The organism is Bradyrhizobium sp. KB893862 SZCCT0404 (assembly GCF_018130885.1).
Lineage (GTDB): Bacteria > Pseudomonadota > Alphaproteobacteria > Rhizobiales > Xanthobacteraceae > Bradyrhizobium > Bradyrhizobium stylosanthis.
The window spans coordinates 275,180-289,279 of record NZ_JAFCLT010000003.1 but is presented as its reverse complement, the minus strand read 5'-3'; the positions used below and the strand labels follow the sequence as shown (position 1 = coordinate 289,279).

The 14,100-nt window shown below is 59.3% G+C and carries 12 protein-coding genes, 1 tRNA gene and 1 pseudogene; 9 read left to right on the top strand and 5 right to left on the bottom strand.

Features of this window, described 5'->3' with window-relative positions:
- The first annotated feature begins 4 nt into the window (after positions 1-4).
- The 4 genes from trbF to JQ617_RS15330 are packed head-to-tail and all read left to right on the top strand — an operon-like array spanning position 5 to position 3,205.
- Positions 5-688 (top strand): conjugal transfer protein TrbF, encoded by a 684-nt coding sequence (gene trbF, locus JQ617_RS15345; RefSeq protein ID WP_212027434.1) that lies wholly within the window; start codon positions 5-7, stop codon positions 686-688.
- Entirely contained in the window at positions 685-1,764 is a 1,080-nt protein-coding gene (gene trbG / locus JQ617_RS15340; RefSeq protein ID WP_212027433.1) for a P-type conjugative transfer protein TrbG, read from the top strand. The genes trbF and trbG overlap by 4 nt, the downstream gene beginning before the upstream one ends.
- Positions 1,755-2,951, top strand: coding sequence for a TraB/TrbI/VirB10 family type IV secretion system protein (locus JQ617_RS15335; RefSeq protein WP_212027048.1), 1,197 nt, complete (start codon positions 1,755-1,757; stop codon positions 2,949-2,951). The genes trbG and JQ617_RS15335 overlap by 10 nt, the downstream gene beginning before the upstream one ends.
- Positions 2,948-3,205 carry a DUF2274 domain-containing protein gene (locus JQ617_RS15330; protein ID WP_212027047.1) on the top strand — a complete coding sequence of 86 codons (258 nt, stop codon included), beginning with the start codon at positions 2,948-2,950 and terminating at the stop codon, positions 3,203-3,205. The genes JQ617_RS15335 and JQ617_RS15330 overlap by 4 nt, the downstream gene beginning before the upstream one ends.
- Here JQ617_RS15330 and JQ617_RS15325 read toward each other — a convergent pair.
- Complete coding sequence (locus JQ617_RS15325; RefSeq protein ID WP_249157126.1) at positions 3,169-4,101, bottom strand: LysR family transcriptional regulator; 933 nt, start codon at positions 4,099-4,101, stop codon at positions 3,169-3,171. The genes JQ617_RS15330 and JQ617_RS15325 overlap by 37 nt on opposite strands.
- A 207-nt stretch (positions 4,102-4,308) precedes the next feature.
- Positions 4,309-4,917, bottom strand: coding sequence for a methyl-accepting chemotaxis protein (locus JQ617_RS15320; protein WP_349630627.1), 609 nt, complete (start codon positions 4,915-4,917; stop codon positions 4,309-4,311).
- 113 nt (positions 4,918-5,030) lie between these two features.
- On the opposite strand from JQ617_RS15320, the pseudogene JQ617_RS15315 reads away from it, so the two are divergent.
- The 5 genes and pseudogenes from JQ617_RS15315 to JQ617_RS15295 form a co-directional block, all read left to right on the top strand.
- Positions 5,031-6,011: pseudogene (locus JQ617_RS15315) on the top strand (lyase family protein); the annotation flags it as partial.
- An 85-nt stretch (positions 6,012-6,096) separates the two neighbouring features.
- Complete coding sequence (locus tag JQ617_RS15310; RefSeq protein ID WP_212027045.1) at positions 6,097-7,209, top strand: S-(hydroxymethyl)glutathione dehydrogenase/class III alcohol dehydrogenase; 1,113 nt, start codon at positions 6,097-6,099, stop codon at positions 7,207-7,209.
- Between the two features lie 33 nt (positions 7,210-7,242).
- Positions 7,243-7,815: an S-(hydroxymethyl)glutathione synthase gene (gene gfa / locus JQ617_RS15305; protein WP_212027044.1), complete on the top strand. Its 573-nt coding sequence runs from the start codon at positions 7,243-7,245 to the stop codon at positions 7,813-7,815.
- Between the two features lie 890 nt (positions 7,816-8,705).
- The gene (locus tag JQ617_RS15300) at positions 8,706-9,599 is read left to right on the top strand and encodes an amino acid ABC transporter substrate-binding protein (protein ID WP_212027043.1); all 894 of its coding nucleotides are present in this window, start codon (positions 8,706-8,708) and stop codon (positions 9,597-9,599) included.
- 122 nt (positions 9,600-9,721) lie between these two features.
- Positions 9,722-11,074: an amidohydrolase family protein gene (locus tag JQ617_RS15295; RefSeq protein WP_212027042.1), complete on the top strand. Its 1,353-nt coding sequence runs from the start codon at positions 9,722-9,724 to the stop codon at positions 11,072-11,074.
- 393 nt (positions 11,075-11,467) lie between these two features.
- On the opposite strand, the gene JQ617_RS15290 is transcribed toward JQ617_RS15295, so the two are convergent.
- From JQ617_RS15290 to JQ617_RS15280, 3 genes are all read right to left on the bottom strand, one after another.
- A tRNA-Arg gene (locus tag JQ617_RS15290) sits at positions 11,468-11,544 on the bottom strand.
- Between the two features lie 200 nt (positions 11,545-11,744).
- A complete protein-coding gene (locus JQ617_RS15285; protein WP_212027041.1) occupies positions 11,745-12,674 on the bottom strand; it encodes a LysR family transcriptional regulator in 930 nt (309 codons plus the stop codon).
- Between the two features lie 382 nt (positions 12,675-13,056).
- Positions 13,057-14,088 (bottom strand): SMP-30/gluconolactonase/LRE family protein, encoded by a 1,032-nt coding sequence (locus JQ617_RS15280; protein WP_349630618.1) that lies wholly within the window; start codon positions 14,086-14,088, stop codon positions 13,057-13,059.
- Positions 14,089-14,100 lie beyond the last annotated feature (12 nt).

Here is a 14,100-nt window from a genome sequence, read left to right as displayed (position 1 = left end):
GTCGATCTTCCGCCGATCATCGGTCCGCTACGGCCGCACACCCGAACCCGAAACTCCTTACCAACGCGCAGCGCAAGTCTGGGACGAGCGCATCGGCTCAGCCCGCGTGCAGGCCAGGAACTGGCGGCTGATGGCCTTCGGTTCGCTGATCCTCGCTTCCGGCCTCGCAGGCGGGCTCGTCTGGCAATCCACCCACGGCACAGTCGTTCCCTGGGTGGTGCAGGTCGACAAGCTCGGCGAGGCGCAAGTCGTGGCGCCGGCCACCGCCGACTTTAGACCAAACGACCCGCAGATTGCCTGGTATCTCGCCCACTTCATCCAGATCGTGCGCTCGCTCCCGGCTGACCCGATCATCGTGCGGCACAACTGGCTGCAGGCTTATGATTTCACGACGACCGCAGGCGCGGCGGCGCTGAACGATTACGCCCGCGCCAACGACCCCTTCGCCAATCTCGGCAAGCAGCAGGTCTCAATCGACGTCTCCAGCGTCATCCGCGCCTCGCCCGACAGTTTTCGTATCGCCTGGGTCGAGCACCGCTTTCAGGACGGGGCGCTCGCCGGCACCTCACGTTGGACGGCAATCCTCACCATCGCGATTCACCCGCCCGCAGATGCCGATCGGCTGCGCAAGAATCCACTCGGCATCTACGTCAACGCTATCAACTGGTCAAAGGAGCTGGGACAATGACCCCGCCGATTTTCTTTGGAGCCGGCGGTCCGGCTTCGCGTTTCTCTACAGTTCAGCAAAGCCGGAAAGACAGGGATACGTCTTTCCGTAAACCCTCCCTGGCAGCCTTGCTGATGGTCACGTCAGTGCTTGGCGGTTGCGCGCACAATTTCATTCCGCCCGACATCAACTACGACACTGCGGAGCCGGCAACGCTCACCGCCGATCCCCCGGCACCCGTTCAGATCGTTGAGTTGCCAAAACCCCTGCCGCTGCCCGGCCAGTTGAAACCGCTTGCCGCCGGCAAGCGCGTCCCGGAAGCGGCTGACCCGAAGGTTCGCGTCAAACAAGCCAACGCCGCGGCACGGGTGCAGCCGGTCCGCAACGGATTCATCAACGCGGTGCAGGTCTATCCGTTCTCCGGCGGAGCCCTTTACCAGGTCTATACGGCGCCGGGTCAGATCACCGACGTCGCCCTCCAGGATGGCGAGCAGCTCGTCGGCTCCGGTCCGGTCGCCGCCGGCGACACCGTGCGCTGGATCATCGGCGATACTGAGAGCGGGGCGGGCGCGACCAGGAAGATCCATATCCTGGTCAAGCCGACGCGGCCGGAATTGGTCACCAATCTCGTGATCAACACCGACCGGCGGACCTACCTCCTCGAGCTGCGCTCGACGGAGAAGACCTACATGGCGTCAGTCTCCTGGCAGTATCCCGAGGACCAGCTGATTGCACTCCGGCGGCAGAATGCGGCCGCTGAAACCGCAGCGCCCATCGCGGCCGGCGTCGATCTCGCCTCGATCAACTTCCGCTACGCGATCGAGGGCGATGATCCGGCCTGGCGACCGCTGCGCGCGTTCGACGACGGGAACAAGGTCTACATCGAGTTTCCGAGCGGGATCGTCCAGGGCGAAATGCCGCCTCTGTTCGTCATCGGTCCGGCCGGCGGCTCTGAACTCGTGAACTACCGCGCGAACCGCAATTACTACATTGTCGACCGCCTGTTCGCCGCCGCCGAATTGCGTCTGGGCGACAAGGACAGCGAGCGGCGCGTCCGCATCGTCCGCACCGACGGAAGGCCGCGCGCATGGCGATAGGCAGCGAAGACGAACATCAGAGCGACATCCCGCCTGTCGCGCCGCCGGACCTGCGGCTCCGAGGCGAACGGCCCCGTGTCACACGGCTCTCGCGCAAGGTCCTGATCGGCCTCGGCGCGGTGTCCGCCCTCGCAGTCGCGGGCGCGCTCGGCTATGCCCTGCAGACCGGCAACAAGGCGCAGACCGGCCAGGAGTTGCTCAGCACCCAGAACAGGCCTTCGGCCGAGGGCCTCGCCGGTTTGCCGAAGGACTACACCGGCCTGCCACGCCAGGCGCCGCCGCTCGGGCCTCCGCTGCCGGGCGATCTCGGCAAGCCGATCCTCAATGCTGGTGCCGCACCGAACACCGTGATCCCCGGAACGGCGTCTGATCCAGAAACGCAACGCAGATCCCAGGAAGTCGACGCGGCGCGGGTCAGCCGCCTCTTCGCCCAAACCGCTCAGCAACCGCAGAGCGTCGCCCAACTCGTCCCGCCTGCTTCCACCGGCACCGCGACGACACCGCCCGTCGATGCCGGATCGGCCCAGAACATGCAGGACCGCAAGACGGCGTTCCTTAATGCGGCGACCGACAAGCGCACGGTCAGTGGGGACCGGCTCGAGGCCAAGGCCTCACCTTACGTCGTGCAGGCCGGCACCGTGATTCCGGCTGCGCTCATCACGGGCATTCGTTCCGATCTGCCGGGCCAAGTCACGGCTCAGATCACGGAGGCGGTCTGGGATAGCCCATCTGGCAAATATCTCCTGATCCCCCAGGGCGCGAAGCTGATAGGCCAGTACGACAGCTCTGTCGCGTTCGGCCAGAGCCGAATCCTCCTGGTCTGGACTCGGATCATCATGCCGGACGGCAACTCGATCGTGCTGGAGCGCCAGCCTGGTGCCGACACCGGCGGTTATGCCGGGCTCGAGGACGAGGTCGACAACCACTGGGGCATGCTGTTCAAGGCCGCCGTCCTCTCGACCATGCTCAGCGTCGGAGCCGAGGCGGGCACGAGCCAGAACGAGAACAACCTTGTTCAGGCGATCCGCAGTGGCGCGTCCAACAGCATCAGCCAGACCGGTCAGCAGATCGTCCAGCGCCAGCTCAACATCCAGCCGACACTGACCATCCGGCCAGGTTTCCCGGTGCGGGTCATCGTCACGCGGGATTTGGTATTGGCTCCGTACGGAAAGGGAGGAACGCCATGACCAAGCTCAAGCTTGGGCCGCTTGAAGATGACAAGCCGGTCAAGCTCACGATCGAGTTGCCGGCAGCGGTCTTCAGGGATCTCAAAAGCTACGCGGAGATTTTAACGCGTAGCGAAGGCGCGACGACACCGACCGAGCCGGCGAAATTGATCGCGCCGATGATCGAGCGTTTCATGGCAACTGACCGCGCGTTCGCAAAGGCACGACGAGGTGCTGCTCAGTCCGTTCCTGAGGCGGCAGAGAGATCCGGATAGCGCTCGCGAAGCAAGTCAAGCAACGGACGCAGCGATGGATTGCCATTGTCCTGCCGCCAATAAGCGCGCAAGCTCAGCCGGGTGGGTCCCTCGGCATCATGCACCTCACGGAAGGTGACACCCGGATAGACTGCGCCGGTGGCACTTTCCAATACCAGGAGAATGCCCCAGTCCACGCCGACCAGGGAGAGAAGCCGGTCGAGCACCACATCGTGGCGAACCAGCGGGCAAGGATCGGAAGCTCCCAATTTGATGTTGAGGAGCTTCACGAATTCCGGTCCCGGACCACGCTGTGACGTCAAAAGCCGTTCACGCCTCAGTTCGCCCCAGTAAACCACCTCACGGCCTGTCAGCGGATGGTTCGCAGGGAGGGCGACGACGACACGCTCGCTCCAGAGCAACAATGACTTGCCGCTCCATCTTGGAGTGGGCTCGGCTACAAAGGCGACGTCAATAGCCGAGCTCGCGAGATCCGAGATCAGTTGCTCGCTCGCTCCGTCAACCAGTTGTCGATCGACATCGGGGAAGCGCTGCTGATAGTCGAGGAGCGTGGCCCGAAGATTGCCGGCTGAGAGGGATGTATGGATGCCGATGGTTAACCGACCACTCTCGCCACGCGAGCGGGTCTTGACACGAACCGTGATTGCTTCCGCCTCTTCCATGAAGCGCCGGGTAGCATCGAGGAATTCCTGCCCCTCAATGGTGGGTCGAGTGCCGCCGTTTGTGCGCTTGAACAGAGTGATACCCACCCTGTATTCGAGGTCTCGCAGACGACGACTAAGCGTCGGCTGCTTAATTCTGAGTGCCTCTGCCGCTTGGCGGAGGCTCCGATGCTGCGACACGACGATCGCCCAGCGCAGATCTCGAAATTCAACGGGCACGGTCGGCGGAGCCATAAGGTTGTACGGAGAGTTCTGGCTATTTATGCGTGAGGGCTAAAACCTGGCGACTCCCACTTCGTTCAGTCCATGGCGGACATTTTGATCCGATTATTGAGAATGAGCCAGATCGATACTGAGGTCTCAGGGAAGACGCGTACTTGCCCCAGATATCAACGTGACACGGCTCGTGCGCAACAAGTTCGCTAGTGGACATCAAGCTGGCTAAGGCGCGGCTTGGCGCATCTCGCTGACAAAGGTCGTAATTGCTTGGCCGAGGGCACGATTCCGATCCATCAGGTCCTGAACCGTGCGGACGACGTCATCGGCCGCTCCGCGGCTCGTCGCCGCGTCGCCGGACACTTCGAGTACGTGCCCGGCTACCGCGCGCGCTCCGGCAGCAGCAGATTCGGCGCTGCGACTGATATCCCCGATGGCGGCATTTTGCTCGTCGAGAATGCTGACGATAGATGTAGTCGTTTCGCCAACGCGATTGATAACGTCGAATATCCGCCGGATGGCGCCTACGGCGGCGTCCGTCTCGGTCTGAACCGCCACGATTTGTGTGGCGATCTCTTGTGTGGCGTTCTTGGTCTGACTTGCGAGTGCTTTGACCTCTCCAGCGACGACGGCAAAGCCCTTGCCTGTTTCTCCCGCCTTGGCAGCCTCGATCGTCGCATTCAAGGCTAGTAAATTAGTTTGGGACGTAATTGCCTCGATCAATTGAACCACCTCGCCGATGCGTCCGACGGCGTCGGCAAGTCCGTTCATGATAGCCCTTGCGTGCTCCGCCTCTTGTGCCGCCTGTTGAGAGATCTCGGATGAGAGGGCCACTTGCCGTCCGATCTCAGAGCCCGAGGCGAATAACTCTGTGGTTGCTGCAGCCACGGACTCTACGTGTGCCGTGGTTTGCTCGGCGGCACCGGTCGCGGTGCTCGAACGCTCTGCTGTATCCTACGGCAATCCGGCTCGCGATCCTGCTGTCCCATGGAGAGCTTAAGGCGGCGCTCGAACGCCTCGCGATTGCCTTCGAGGAAAAGGCGGCCTCTTTCAGCGAAGTCATAAAGCTCGGCCGAACGCAATTGCAGGATGCCGTCCCCATGACCTTGGGGCAGGAATTCCAAGCCTTCGCGACGACACTTCGCGAGGATGTCTCTCGGCTCGGAGAGATCGCCGCATTCTTCCAGGAGATCAATCTTGGCGGCACAGCGATCGGTACCGGCATCAATACCAACCCCGACTATCAGGCGCTTGCCGTCTCGGAGCTTTGCAAGATCTCGGGTCTCCCCCTCGTAGCCGCCGGCAACCTGATCGAAGCATGTTGGGATACCGGAGCCTTCGTTTTGTTCTCCGGGATGCTCAAGCGAACCGCGACTAAGTTGTCGAAGATCTGCAACGACCTAAGATTGCTTTCTAGTGGACCGCGAGGAGGGCTAAACGAAATCAATCTGCCGCCGCTTCAGCCCGGCTCGTCAATCATGCCTGGCAAGGTCAATCCGGTGGTGCCGGAAGTCGTCAATCAGGTCGCATTCCAGATCATCGGCTATGATCTGACGATCACGCTTGCTGCCGAAGCCGGGCAGCTCCAATTAAACGTCATGGAGCCCGTGATTGCGTACAATATTCTTCACTCGCTCGAACTCCTGACGAATGCGATCGAGGTGCTTCGCACGAAGTGTGTCAGCGGGATCACGCCAAATGTGCAAGTGTGTCAGAGACACCTCGAGGCCAGCACCGCGGTCGCGACGGCTCTCACCCCAGCGATCGGCTACGAGCGTGCGGCTGAGCTGGCGAAAAAGGTGCTCATCTCGGGCAAGACAATTCGCGAGGTACTCGACGACGAGCCGGATCTTTCCCCGGATTTGATCGCCCACACGACCGACCCGCATCGTCTTACTAGGCCGACGCGAACGCGAGTGGCATCATAGATCGCGATCACTGATCGAAAAATAATCGAGGGGCGACGAATGCTGATTGTCGTCCTGCCGGAATTTGTCATTGGAAGGAAAATGTATGAAATCCAGAGCAGCCGTCGCCTGGGAAGCCAAGAAGCCGCTGTCGATAGAAACGATCGAAATCGGCGGTCCGCGACAAGGAGAGGTGCTTGTCGAGATCAAGGCGACGGGAGTTTGTCACACCGATGCCTACACGCTGTCAGGCCTCGACTCCGAGGGTAAATTTCCTGCGATCCTCGGCCACGAGGGCGCGGGGATCGTGCGCGAGGTGGGCGAAGGCGTGACCTCGTTGAGGCCCGGCGATCACGTCATTCCGCTCTACACGCCGGAATGTCGCCAGTGCAAGACCTGCCTGTCGCAGCGCTCCAACCTGTGCACGTCGATACGTGCCACCCAAGGCCAAGGCCTGATGCCCGACAAGACAACGCGCTTCTCTTGCGACGCCGGCGAAGTCTTCCACTATATGGGGTGCTCAACCTTCTCAAATTTCACGGTGTTGCCGGAAATCGCTCTGGCGAAGGTTCGCGAAGACGCTCCCTTCGACAAGATTTGCTACATCGGATGCGGTGTCACGACCGGAATCGGTGCGGTGATCTACACCGCGAAGGTGCGTCCGGGATCGAACGTAGTGGTCTTTGGCCTCGGCGGCATCGGTCTGAACGTTATTCAAGGAGCGCGGATGGTGGGCGCCGACAGGATCGTCGGCGTCGACACCAATCCAGCCAAGGTCGAGATGGCCAAGAAGTTCGGTATGACGGATTTTATCAATCCGACCGAGGTCGGTAGCGACAAAGTCGTGCAGGCGATCCTGGATCTGACGGACGGGGGCGCCGACTATTCCTTCGATGCCACGGGCAATGTGAATGTCATGCGACAGGCGCTCGAATGTTGTCATCGTGGTTGGGGTGAATCAATCATCATCGGGGTAGCGGAGGCTGGCAGGGAAATATCCACCAGACCATTCCAACTCGTCACCGGTCGCGTGTGGAAGGGTACTGCATTCGGGGGCGCGCGCGGTCGCACGGATGTGCCGAGAATCGTGGATTGGTACATGGAGGGCAAGATCAAGATCGACGATCTGATCACCCATACGATGCCTCTCGACAAGATAAACACTGCCTTCGATCTCATGCATGAGGGCAAATCTATCCGATCAGTAATTGTCTATTGATCGCGACCATAACGCTTTACGAGGAGAGAAAGTATGACGAAAAGACTATTGCATCCGGCGATTCAAGACGGCGGCTCTCGCACAGGAAGTCCCTCATTTGCGGGAAGCATACTCGCATGCCATTGCAAAACGCGCCCGGTGAAGGTCAAGGTGTCAGTCGCGATTGCGCACAATCACGCTTGCGGCTGTACCAAGTGCTGGAAGCCGGACAACGCCGCCTTCTCCGTCGTTGCCGTCGCGCCGAGCGAGCAGGTTTCGGTGATCGAGAATGGCGACAAGCTTGTCGTCGTCGACCCGAGCGCACTGATCCGACGCCACGCATGCAAAGAATGCGGAGTTCATATGCATGGTCCAGTCGAGCGCGATCACGCTTTCAAGGGCCTCTCATTCATCCATCCGGAATTGTTCGAGGACGGCGATTGGCCGCGGCCGACCTTCGCCGCATTTGTCTCTTCGATCATTGAAGGCGGGGTAGATCCTTCAGAAATGGATGGCATTCGATCTGATCTCCGGTCCGTCAATCTGGAGCCTTATGACTGTTTGTCGCCGCCCTTGATGGACTATCTCTCGACATGGACAGCAAAGAAGAGCGGCGTTCTCCGCTGACGTTGAGATGGTAAATCTAGAGAAAGTTCGCCCGCCAGATCATTCTGATCCGCAGTTTTAGGAGAGCCCAACCGAGCCGCGGGCGTGACTTGCGTGTGAGTGGGTAGCGTTTGGCGCCGAATGCAGCCGAAATAACAATTGATGGGCATCTTGCGTAGCGCAATTCGTTTGCAGTTCCTCCCTGACTAGGCCACCGCGCAGGCGGTGGCCGTTCTTTTTCGACGTGTGTGTGGGCGCAGATTGACTTGCGAAAGTCGAGCGGCTGTATCGTCCCCACCTCGAGGTGGGAGCGTAGTGCAATCAATTGATGCCGCGAAGCGCCGACAGCATCATCGAAAGCATCGCCCGCTTACTTCCGGTTCGATCTGGACGCGCGCCCCCACTCATGTCGACCTCGACGGCTTGACCGGCGCCACAGTGCAAACGCCTCGTCCGTGTTGATGAAGGACGCTCGAACTCGCCAGTTGGGCGCGCTCTACGTGATCCGAACATAGCCCGCGAAACAAGATGCGGATTTCGAATTATAAAAAATCGATTTTGCGAACCGTTGTTTCAGAAGATGCAGGTCCCTCGGATTTGGCTTCACTGGAAGTTTAGTAATTATCATTTTTTGGAATAAATACACTCACGAAGTGACATTACCGGAGGACTAGGGTCCCCCCGTGGCCTATCATTTAGCCATGGTTGAGCGCTGCCCAGTTCATGTGCGGTGCAGAAAATGAGCGGATCTTATGCTTCCGAGGTTCGCGGACTAAAGGCGTCTGCCGAATGTTGGAAGTCGTTAATTCCTGGCGGGCGTGATCGTACCCGGGCCGCGCGGCAACGCACGCGTCGCCCCAAAAGACGATAAGGCGCAGAAAGCGTGTCTCACCTGAATCAGAGGGATGTCCATGTCTAAAATGCTTGCACTGCTTTCCGCGACTGCGATCACCGTGTTTGCGGTCGCCTCGGCCCAGGCGGGTCCAACGCTCGACAATATCAAATCGAAAAAGACAATCACCATTGGCTATCGGGAAGCTTCGATTCCCTTTTCCTATCTCGGCGCCGACCAGAAGCCTGTTGGCTTTTCCCTGGACTTGTGCGCGCACGTCGTCGATCGTCTGAAAGCTGATCTCGGCACTCCGGACCTTCAGATAAAGCTTACGCCGGTCAACTCGTCCAACCGTATTCCGCTTATCCAGAACGGCACGATCGATATCGAGTGCGGAGGTACTGCCAGCAGCAAGCAACGTCTGGAACAGGTCTCATTCAGCGTTTCAACCTTCGCCAGCCAAACCGCTTGGCTCACAAAGGTGTCGAGCGGGCTCAAGACGCCGAAAGACTTGAATGGAAAGACTATTGTCGTCACACAGGGGTCTGATGCTCTCGGCATCGCCAAAGGCATTTCGCAGGATGAAGGTCTCAACCTTACTATCGCGCAGGCCAAAGACCACGCGGAATCATTGTTGTTGCTGACCACCGGGCGTGCAGCGGCGTGGGTCGAAGCCGACATCCTCCTGGCTGGTATGAAGGCGGATTCTTCTAACCCTTCTGATCTCACGTTCCTGAAATCCAACTATGGCACCATTTATTATTACGGTCTGATGTTCTCGAAGGACGATCCCGACTTCAAAAAGTTGGTCGACGACGTTCTCTCTAAGCTCATGGCTTCCGGCGAGTTCACGAAGATCTACGACAAATGGTTCATGGCTGCGATACCGCCGAAGAACATCAATCTCAGTTTCCCAATGACCGACGCTCTTAAAGAGCGCGTCGCCCATCCTAGTGATGTCGTCAATAATTGATCTCGCCAGCCGCGGCCCTGAAGGCCGCCGCTGGCCAACACCAGATGTACAGCATGGTCTAACGCTTGCTGCGATCGCGAATGCGGACGCAAGCGACTGTCTTTACCTAGAAGGAGCCCAAAATGAGTAGAGCTGCGATTGGCTGGGAGGCAATGACGGACTCCGATCGACGAATCGCACAATGGGTCGAGGAGACGCCGTTCGTGGATACCCACGAGCATTTGATTGAGGAAAGTCAGCGCCTTTCCGGAGCGATCCATCCACGAACATTGCCATGCAACGACTGGGCTTATTTATTCAGGTCCTACGCTGCCGAGGATCTAGTGGTTGCTGGCCTGCCAGCAGCCGATTTACGCAGGTTTCTCGGGCCGGAACTTGCGAGCCCGGAAAAATATCGGTTGATCGCCCCCTATTGGGACCGCATCCGCCACACCGGCTACGCCCAGGCGCTACGCCATACGTTTCGCGGTGTGTACGGCGAAGACGACCTGACCGCCGACAGTCTGCCACGCATCGCGGAGAAATACCGTGAGACCGTCAAGCCCGGATTTTACAAACACATTCTAGGCCTGGCGAACATCGAAGGCTGCCAGGTCAATTCGCTACAGCGCATCTTTATGGAGACCGAGCAGCCGGGGTTACTCGATCACGATATAAGCATCCTTCAACTTTGCCGGTGTAGTGCTGCTGACTTCGCGTGGGTGGAAGCCGAGACAGGTAAGCGCCCGACGACACTCGATGAGTGGCTCGAGGTCATCGACTTCTATTTCGCAACATATGGCGCCAGAGCCGTGGCTGTAAAATCGCAAATTGCGTATTCGCGCGCTCTCGATTTCGAGCCAGTCACTAAAGCGACTGCGTCAAGGCTATTTCCTCACCATGCCGACAGAGTCGGCGCACTACATCCCCTCGGTCCTGAGGACCTCAAGGCGCTACAAGATTATCTGTTTCGCTATTGCGTCGGCAAGGCTGGCGAGTGCGGCCTGCCGGTTAAACTACACACCGGCGTTTTGGCTGGCTACGGTGTGATGCAACTCGCTCGTACTCACAGCAACGCCGCAGATGTCTGCCGCCTGTTGCAGGATTTTCCCGAAACCCGATTCGTGCTGATGCATATCGGCTACCCATACGAGCATGAGTTTATCGCGCTGGCCAAACATTATCCTAACGCCGCGATCGACATGTGCTGGGCATGGATCATCAATCCGGCGGCGGGCGTTCGCTTTCTGAAGGAGTTTCTGATGGCGGTTCCGTCCAACAAGATTTTCACCTTCGGCGGAGATTATGTCGCTGTGGAGCCGATCTATGGTCATGCGTTCGTAGCGCGCCGCGGAATCGCGCAAGCGCTCTCGCAACTGGTCGCGGAAGGCTGGATCGCGCTTGAGGACACCCGTGACCTGATTGACCGGATCATGCGCGGCAACGCGCGTCAGTTCTTTCGAAAGGGGCATCGAGAAGATGCGACACGTCCCTGAATACCGGACGCCCGCTTTTGAAAGTCTGTCGATGTCCAAAACCGTCTATTCTGCGTCGGGTAACAGCTCAGAGCAACTGCGCAAAAATCACGCCCGCCTTCACCGCCAGGGCCCAGCGCTAGCCTGGGAAGCCCAGCATCACGTTCGGTTGGTCACCCTTTGAGTTCACCGGGTGGTCGAGCGCGAAAGTTGGAGCCGAAGGTCATCGCGACGCTGATGGGGGATCAACTGATCGAAGTCGGGGTGATCGTTGACCCCGACCACCTTGCCTGCCAGGTTCACGAACCCCATCGCAGCCCGCGCGACGGGGCGCGGATCGTGGGGTCGATGAGCTGGGGGGTGCCGCGCCGCAAGGTGCGACGTCAGCAAACGTCCAATCTCTCAGGCGAGAGTTGGCGCACCCGACACGATTCGAACGTGTGGCCTTCGCCTTCGGAGGGCGACGCTCTATCCAGCTGAGCTACGGGTGCTAACTGCTTACGCAGTGCTTACGCGGATTTCGCGTATGAGTGAACCCCAACGCGCAGCCCTCGCAAGCCATTGCCGTACAATACTCTTTCTTCCTCACTTTTCGCACCAGCCGGCTTGACACGTGCCTTCGGAGGGCAACGCTTGCCGAGCTGCGGTTGCGTTTGCTGCCTACATCTGTGGCTAGGTCACAAGAGCGACCTCAATGGCTCAGCTGGCGAGATCCTGGTTCGGCCGAGAGATCTGGATAGCGCTCGCGAAGCAGGTCAAGGAACGGACGCAACGATGGATTGCTGTTGGTCTGCCGCCAGTAAGCGCGGAAGCTCATTCGTGTCGGCCCGTCGGCATCGTGGACCTCTCGGAAGGTGACACCTGGATAGGTAGCACCGGTCGCGCCTTCCAAGGCCAGCAGGACACCCCAGCCGGCGCCGACCAAGGTAAGGAGTCGGTCGAGCGCCACATCATGGCGAAGCACCGGGCATGGATCGGAACCTCCCATCCTGCTGACAAGCAGCTTGTGGAATTCCGGTCCGGGGCCGTGCTGTGACAACAACAGTGTTTCGCGCCTCAGTTCACCCCAATGGACCACATTACGGGCTGTCAGCGGATGGTTCTCGGGCAGAGCGAGGACGACGCGTTCGCTCCAGACCAACAAGGACCTGTCGCTCCAGCTTGGATTGGGCCCGGCCAGGAAAGCGATATCAACGGCGGAGTTGATGAGGTCGGAGATCAGTTTGTCTCTCGCTCCGTCGACCAGATGCGGATCGACATCGGGGAAACGCAGTCGGTGCTCGAGGAGGCTGGCCCGCAGATTGCCGGCCGAGAGGGAAGCGTGGATGCCGATGATCAATCGGCCGCTCTCGCCGCGCGAATGGATCTTGAGGCGAGTCGTCAATGCTTCCGTATCGCCCACTATACGTCGAGCAGCATCGAGGAATTCCTGACCTTGGATGGTCGGTCGCGTGCCGCCGGTGGTGCGCTCGAAGAGCGCGCTGCCAACCTTGTGTTCGAGATTGCGCAGGCAACGACTCAGCGTCGATTGCTTGACTCTGAGCGCCTCTGCCGCTTGGCGGAGGCTTCGATGCTGAGATGCGGCAATCGCCCAACGTAGATCGCGAAATTCAACTGGCACGGTCGAAGCCTTGTGGCGAGTTGCCGGTGACTAAGTCTGTCTTGAACAGATCACCCCATTTATCTGTTCTGCTTCAGCACCTCGCTCAATTCAACCCAAAGATGCCATTGAATATTTCGAATTACGTCGTCAGTAGCGTGCGTACTATCACCGGTGCTGGGAGTAGCTTCGCTTTGAGCTGCAGTTCGACGAATGCGCAGAAGACCGAGAAACGCGAAAACGCAATGTCCGTGGGGATCGCGACCCTGGATAGGAGAGGGCCTCGCATCGAATAGCGAAGCTGGGGCAGCCGAATGGAGAAGTGTTCCTTCGGTTCAGGACACGGTCCGCTCTATTCGGCGCTTCGTGGATCCTCAGCATTGTTGCCAGCCTTGATTGCGATTCACGTTCGTCCGGTTTCAGCATAGAGACGGCGTCCAGGAATGTCCCACGACGTCTTCAGGATCGCTCCTGTGTCCGACTGAGTGATGTAGACCGTCTTCCGATCAGGTCCCCCGAACTTGATGTTGGTGGTCGTCTTGCCCTTGGGAGACACGATCCGTGCGATCGGTTCCCCGTCTGGGTTGATCACGAAGACTGAGCTGAGCGATGCGTGGGGTACGAATAGATTCGCCTGCTCGTCGATCGAGATGCTATCCGGGCCGCTGACCCCATAGAATGAGACGAAGCGACCGACTTTGCCAGTTGTTCCGTCGGGGAAGAGTGGGACGCGCCACACCGAGTTGTCGCGAGTCATTGCCACAAACAGAACGGACTCATTGGGATGCAGGACGAGGCCGTTCGGGCTGACGCCGGTCGACAGCAGAAGATCCAATTGTCCATTCGTGCGCAATCGATAGACACGTCCGGTTGGGTCTTGCAGGCCGGTCTGGCCCTGATCAGTGAAGTAAATGTCGCCATTTAGAGCGAACGTCAGGTCGTTCAATCCCTTGAAGCGCTCGCTGTCTCGCCGCCCGAGGAACGGAGCGATCTTGTTTGTGTTCGGATCGAACGTGAGCAGGCCCTGTTTGTAGTCCGTTATGAAGAACTTTCCGCTCGGATGTAGCGCCATGCCACCGGGTTCGCCGTCCCATTCCGCCAGCTGGGTCCATTCGAGGTCGGGCGATATCTTGAACAATCGACCGAACGGGACGTCCACAACGTAGAGGTTGCCCTGCTGGTCAAGCGTCAATCCCTCAATGAAACAGTCGACCGGCGGTTGGCCGACCTTATTGACCGTCGACCACTCCGACTTGACGCCCGTTCGGCGAAACTTCGCCGGCATCTCGGTGAGAATCTCGGCCCTAATGAGCCGTGGCGACGGATAGAAGTTCAAGCCAGGTTGTGTGAGGCTCGCATCTTGTGCCTGCGCGGCCGGGATCGGGGAGCTGCCAAACACAAAAGGAGCCGCCGAGCAGGCCAACGCTTGAGCCACCAATTTCCTTCT

Excerpts from the sequence above, each read along its gene's own strand:
- trbG (WP_212027433.1), top strand. The coding sequence starts at position 685 with ATGACCCCGCCGATTTTCTTTGGAGCCGGCGGTCCGGCTTCGCGTTTC.
- JQ617_RS15335 (WP_212027048.1), top strand. The coding sequence starts at position 1,755 with ATGGCGATAGGCAGCGAAGACGAACATCAGAGCGACATCCCGCCTGTC.
- JQ617_RS15330 (WP_212027047.1), top strand. The coding sequence starts at position 2,948 with ATGACCAAGCTCAAGCTTGGGCCGCTTGAAGATGACAAGCCGGTCAAG.
- JQ617_RS15325 (WP_249157126.1), bottom strand. The coding sequence starts at position 4,101 with ATGGCTCCGCCGACCGTGCCCGTTGAATTTCGAGATCTGCGCTGGGCG.
- JQ617_RS15310 (WP_212027045.1), top strand. The coding sequence starts at position 6,097 with ATGAAATCCAGAGCAGCCGTCGCCTGGGAAGCCAAGAAGCCGCTGTCG.
- gfa (WP_212027044.1), top strand. The coding sequence starts at position 7,243 with ATGACGAAAAGACTATTGCATCCGGCGATTCAAGACGGCGGCTCTCGC.
- JQ617_RS15300 (WP_212027043.1), top strand. The coding sequence starts at position 8,706 with ATGTCTAAAATGCTTGCACTGCTTTCCGCGACTGCGATCACCGTGTTT.
- JQ617_RS15295 (WP_212027042.1), top strand. The coding sequence starts at position 9,722 with ATGAGTAGAGCTGCGATTGGCTGGGAGGCAATGACGGACTCCGATCGA.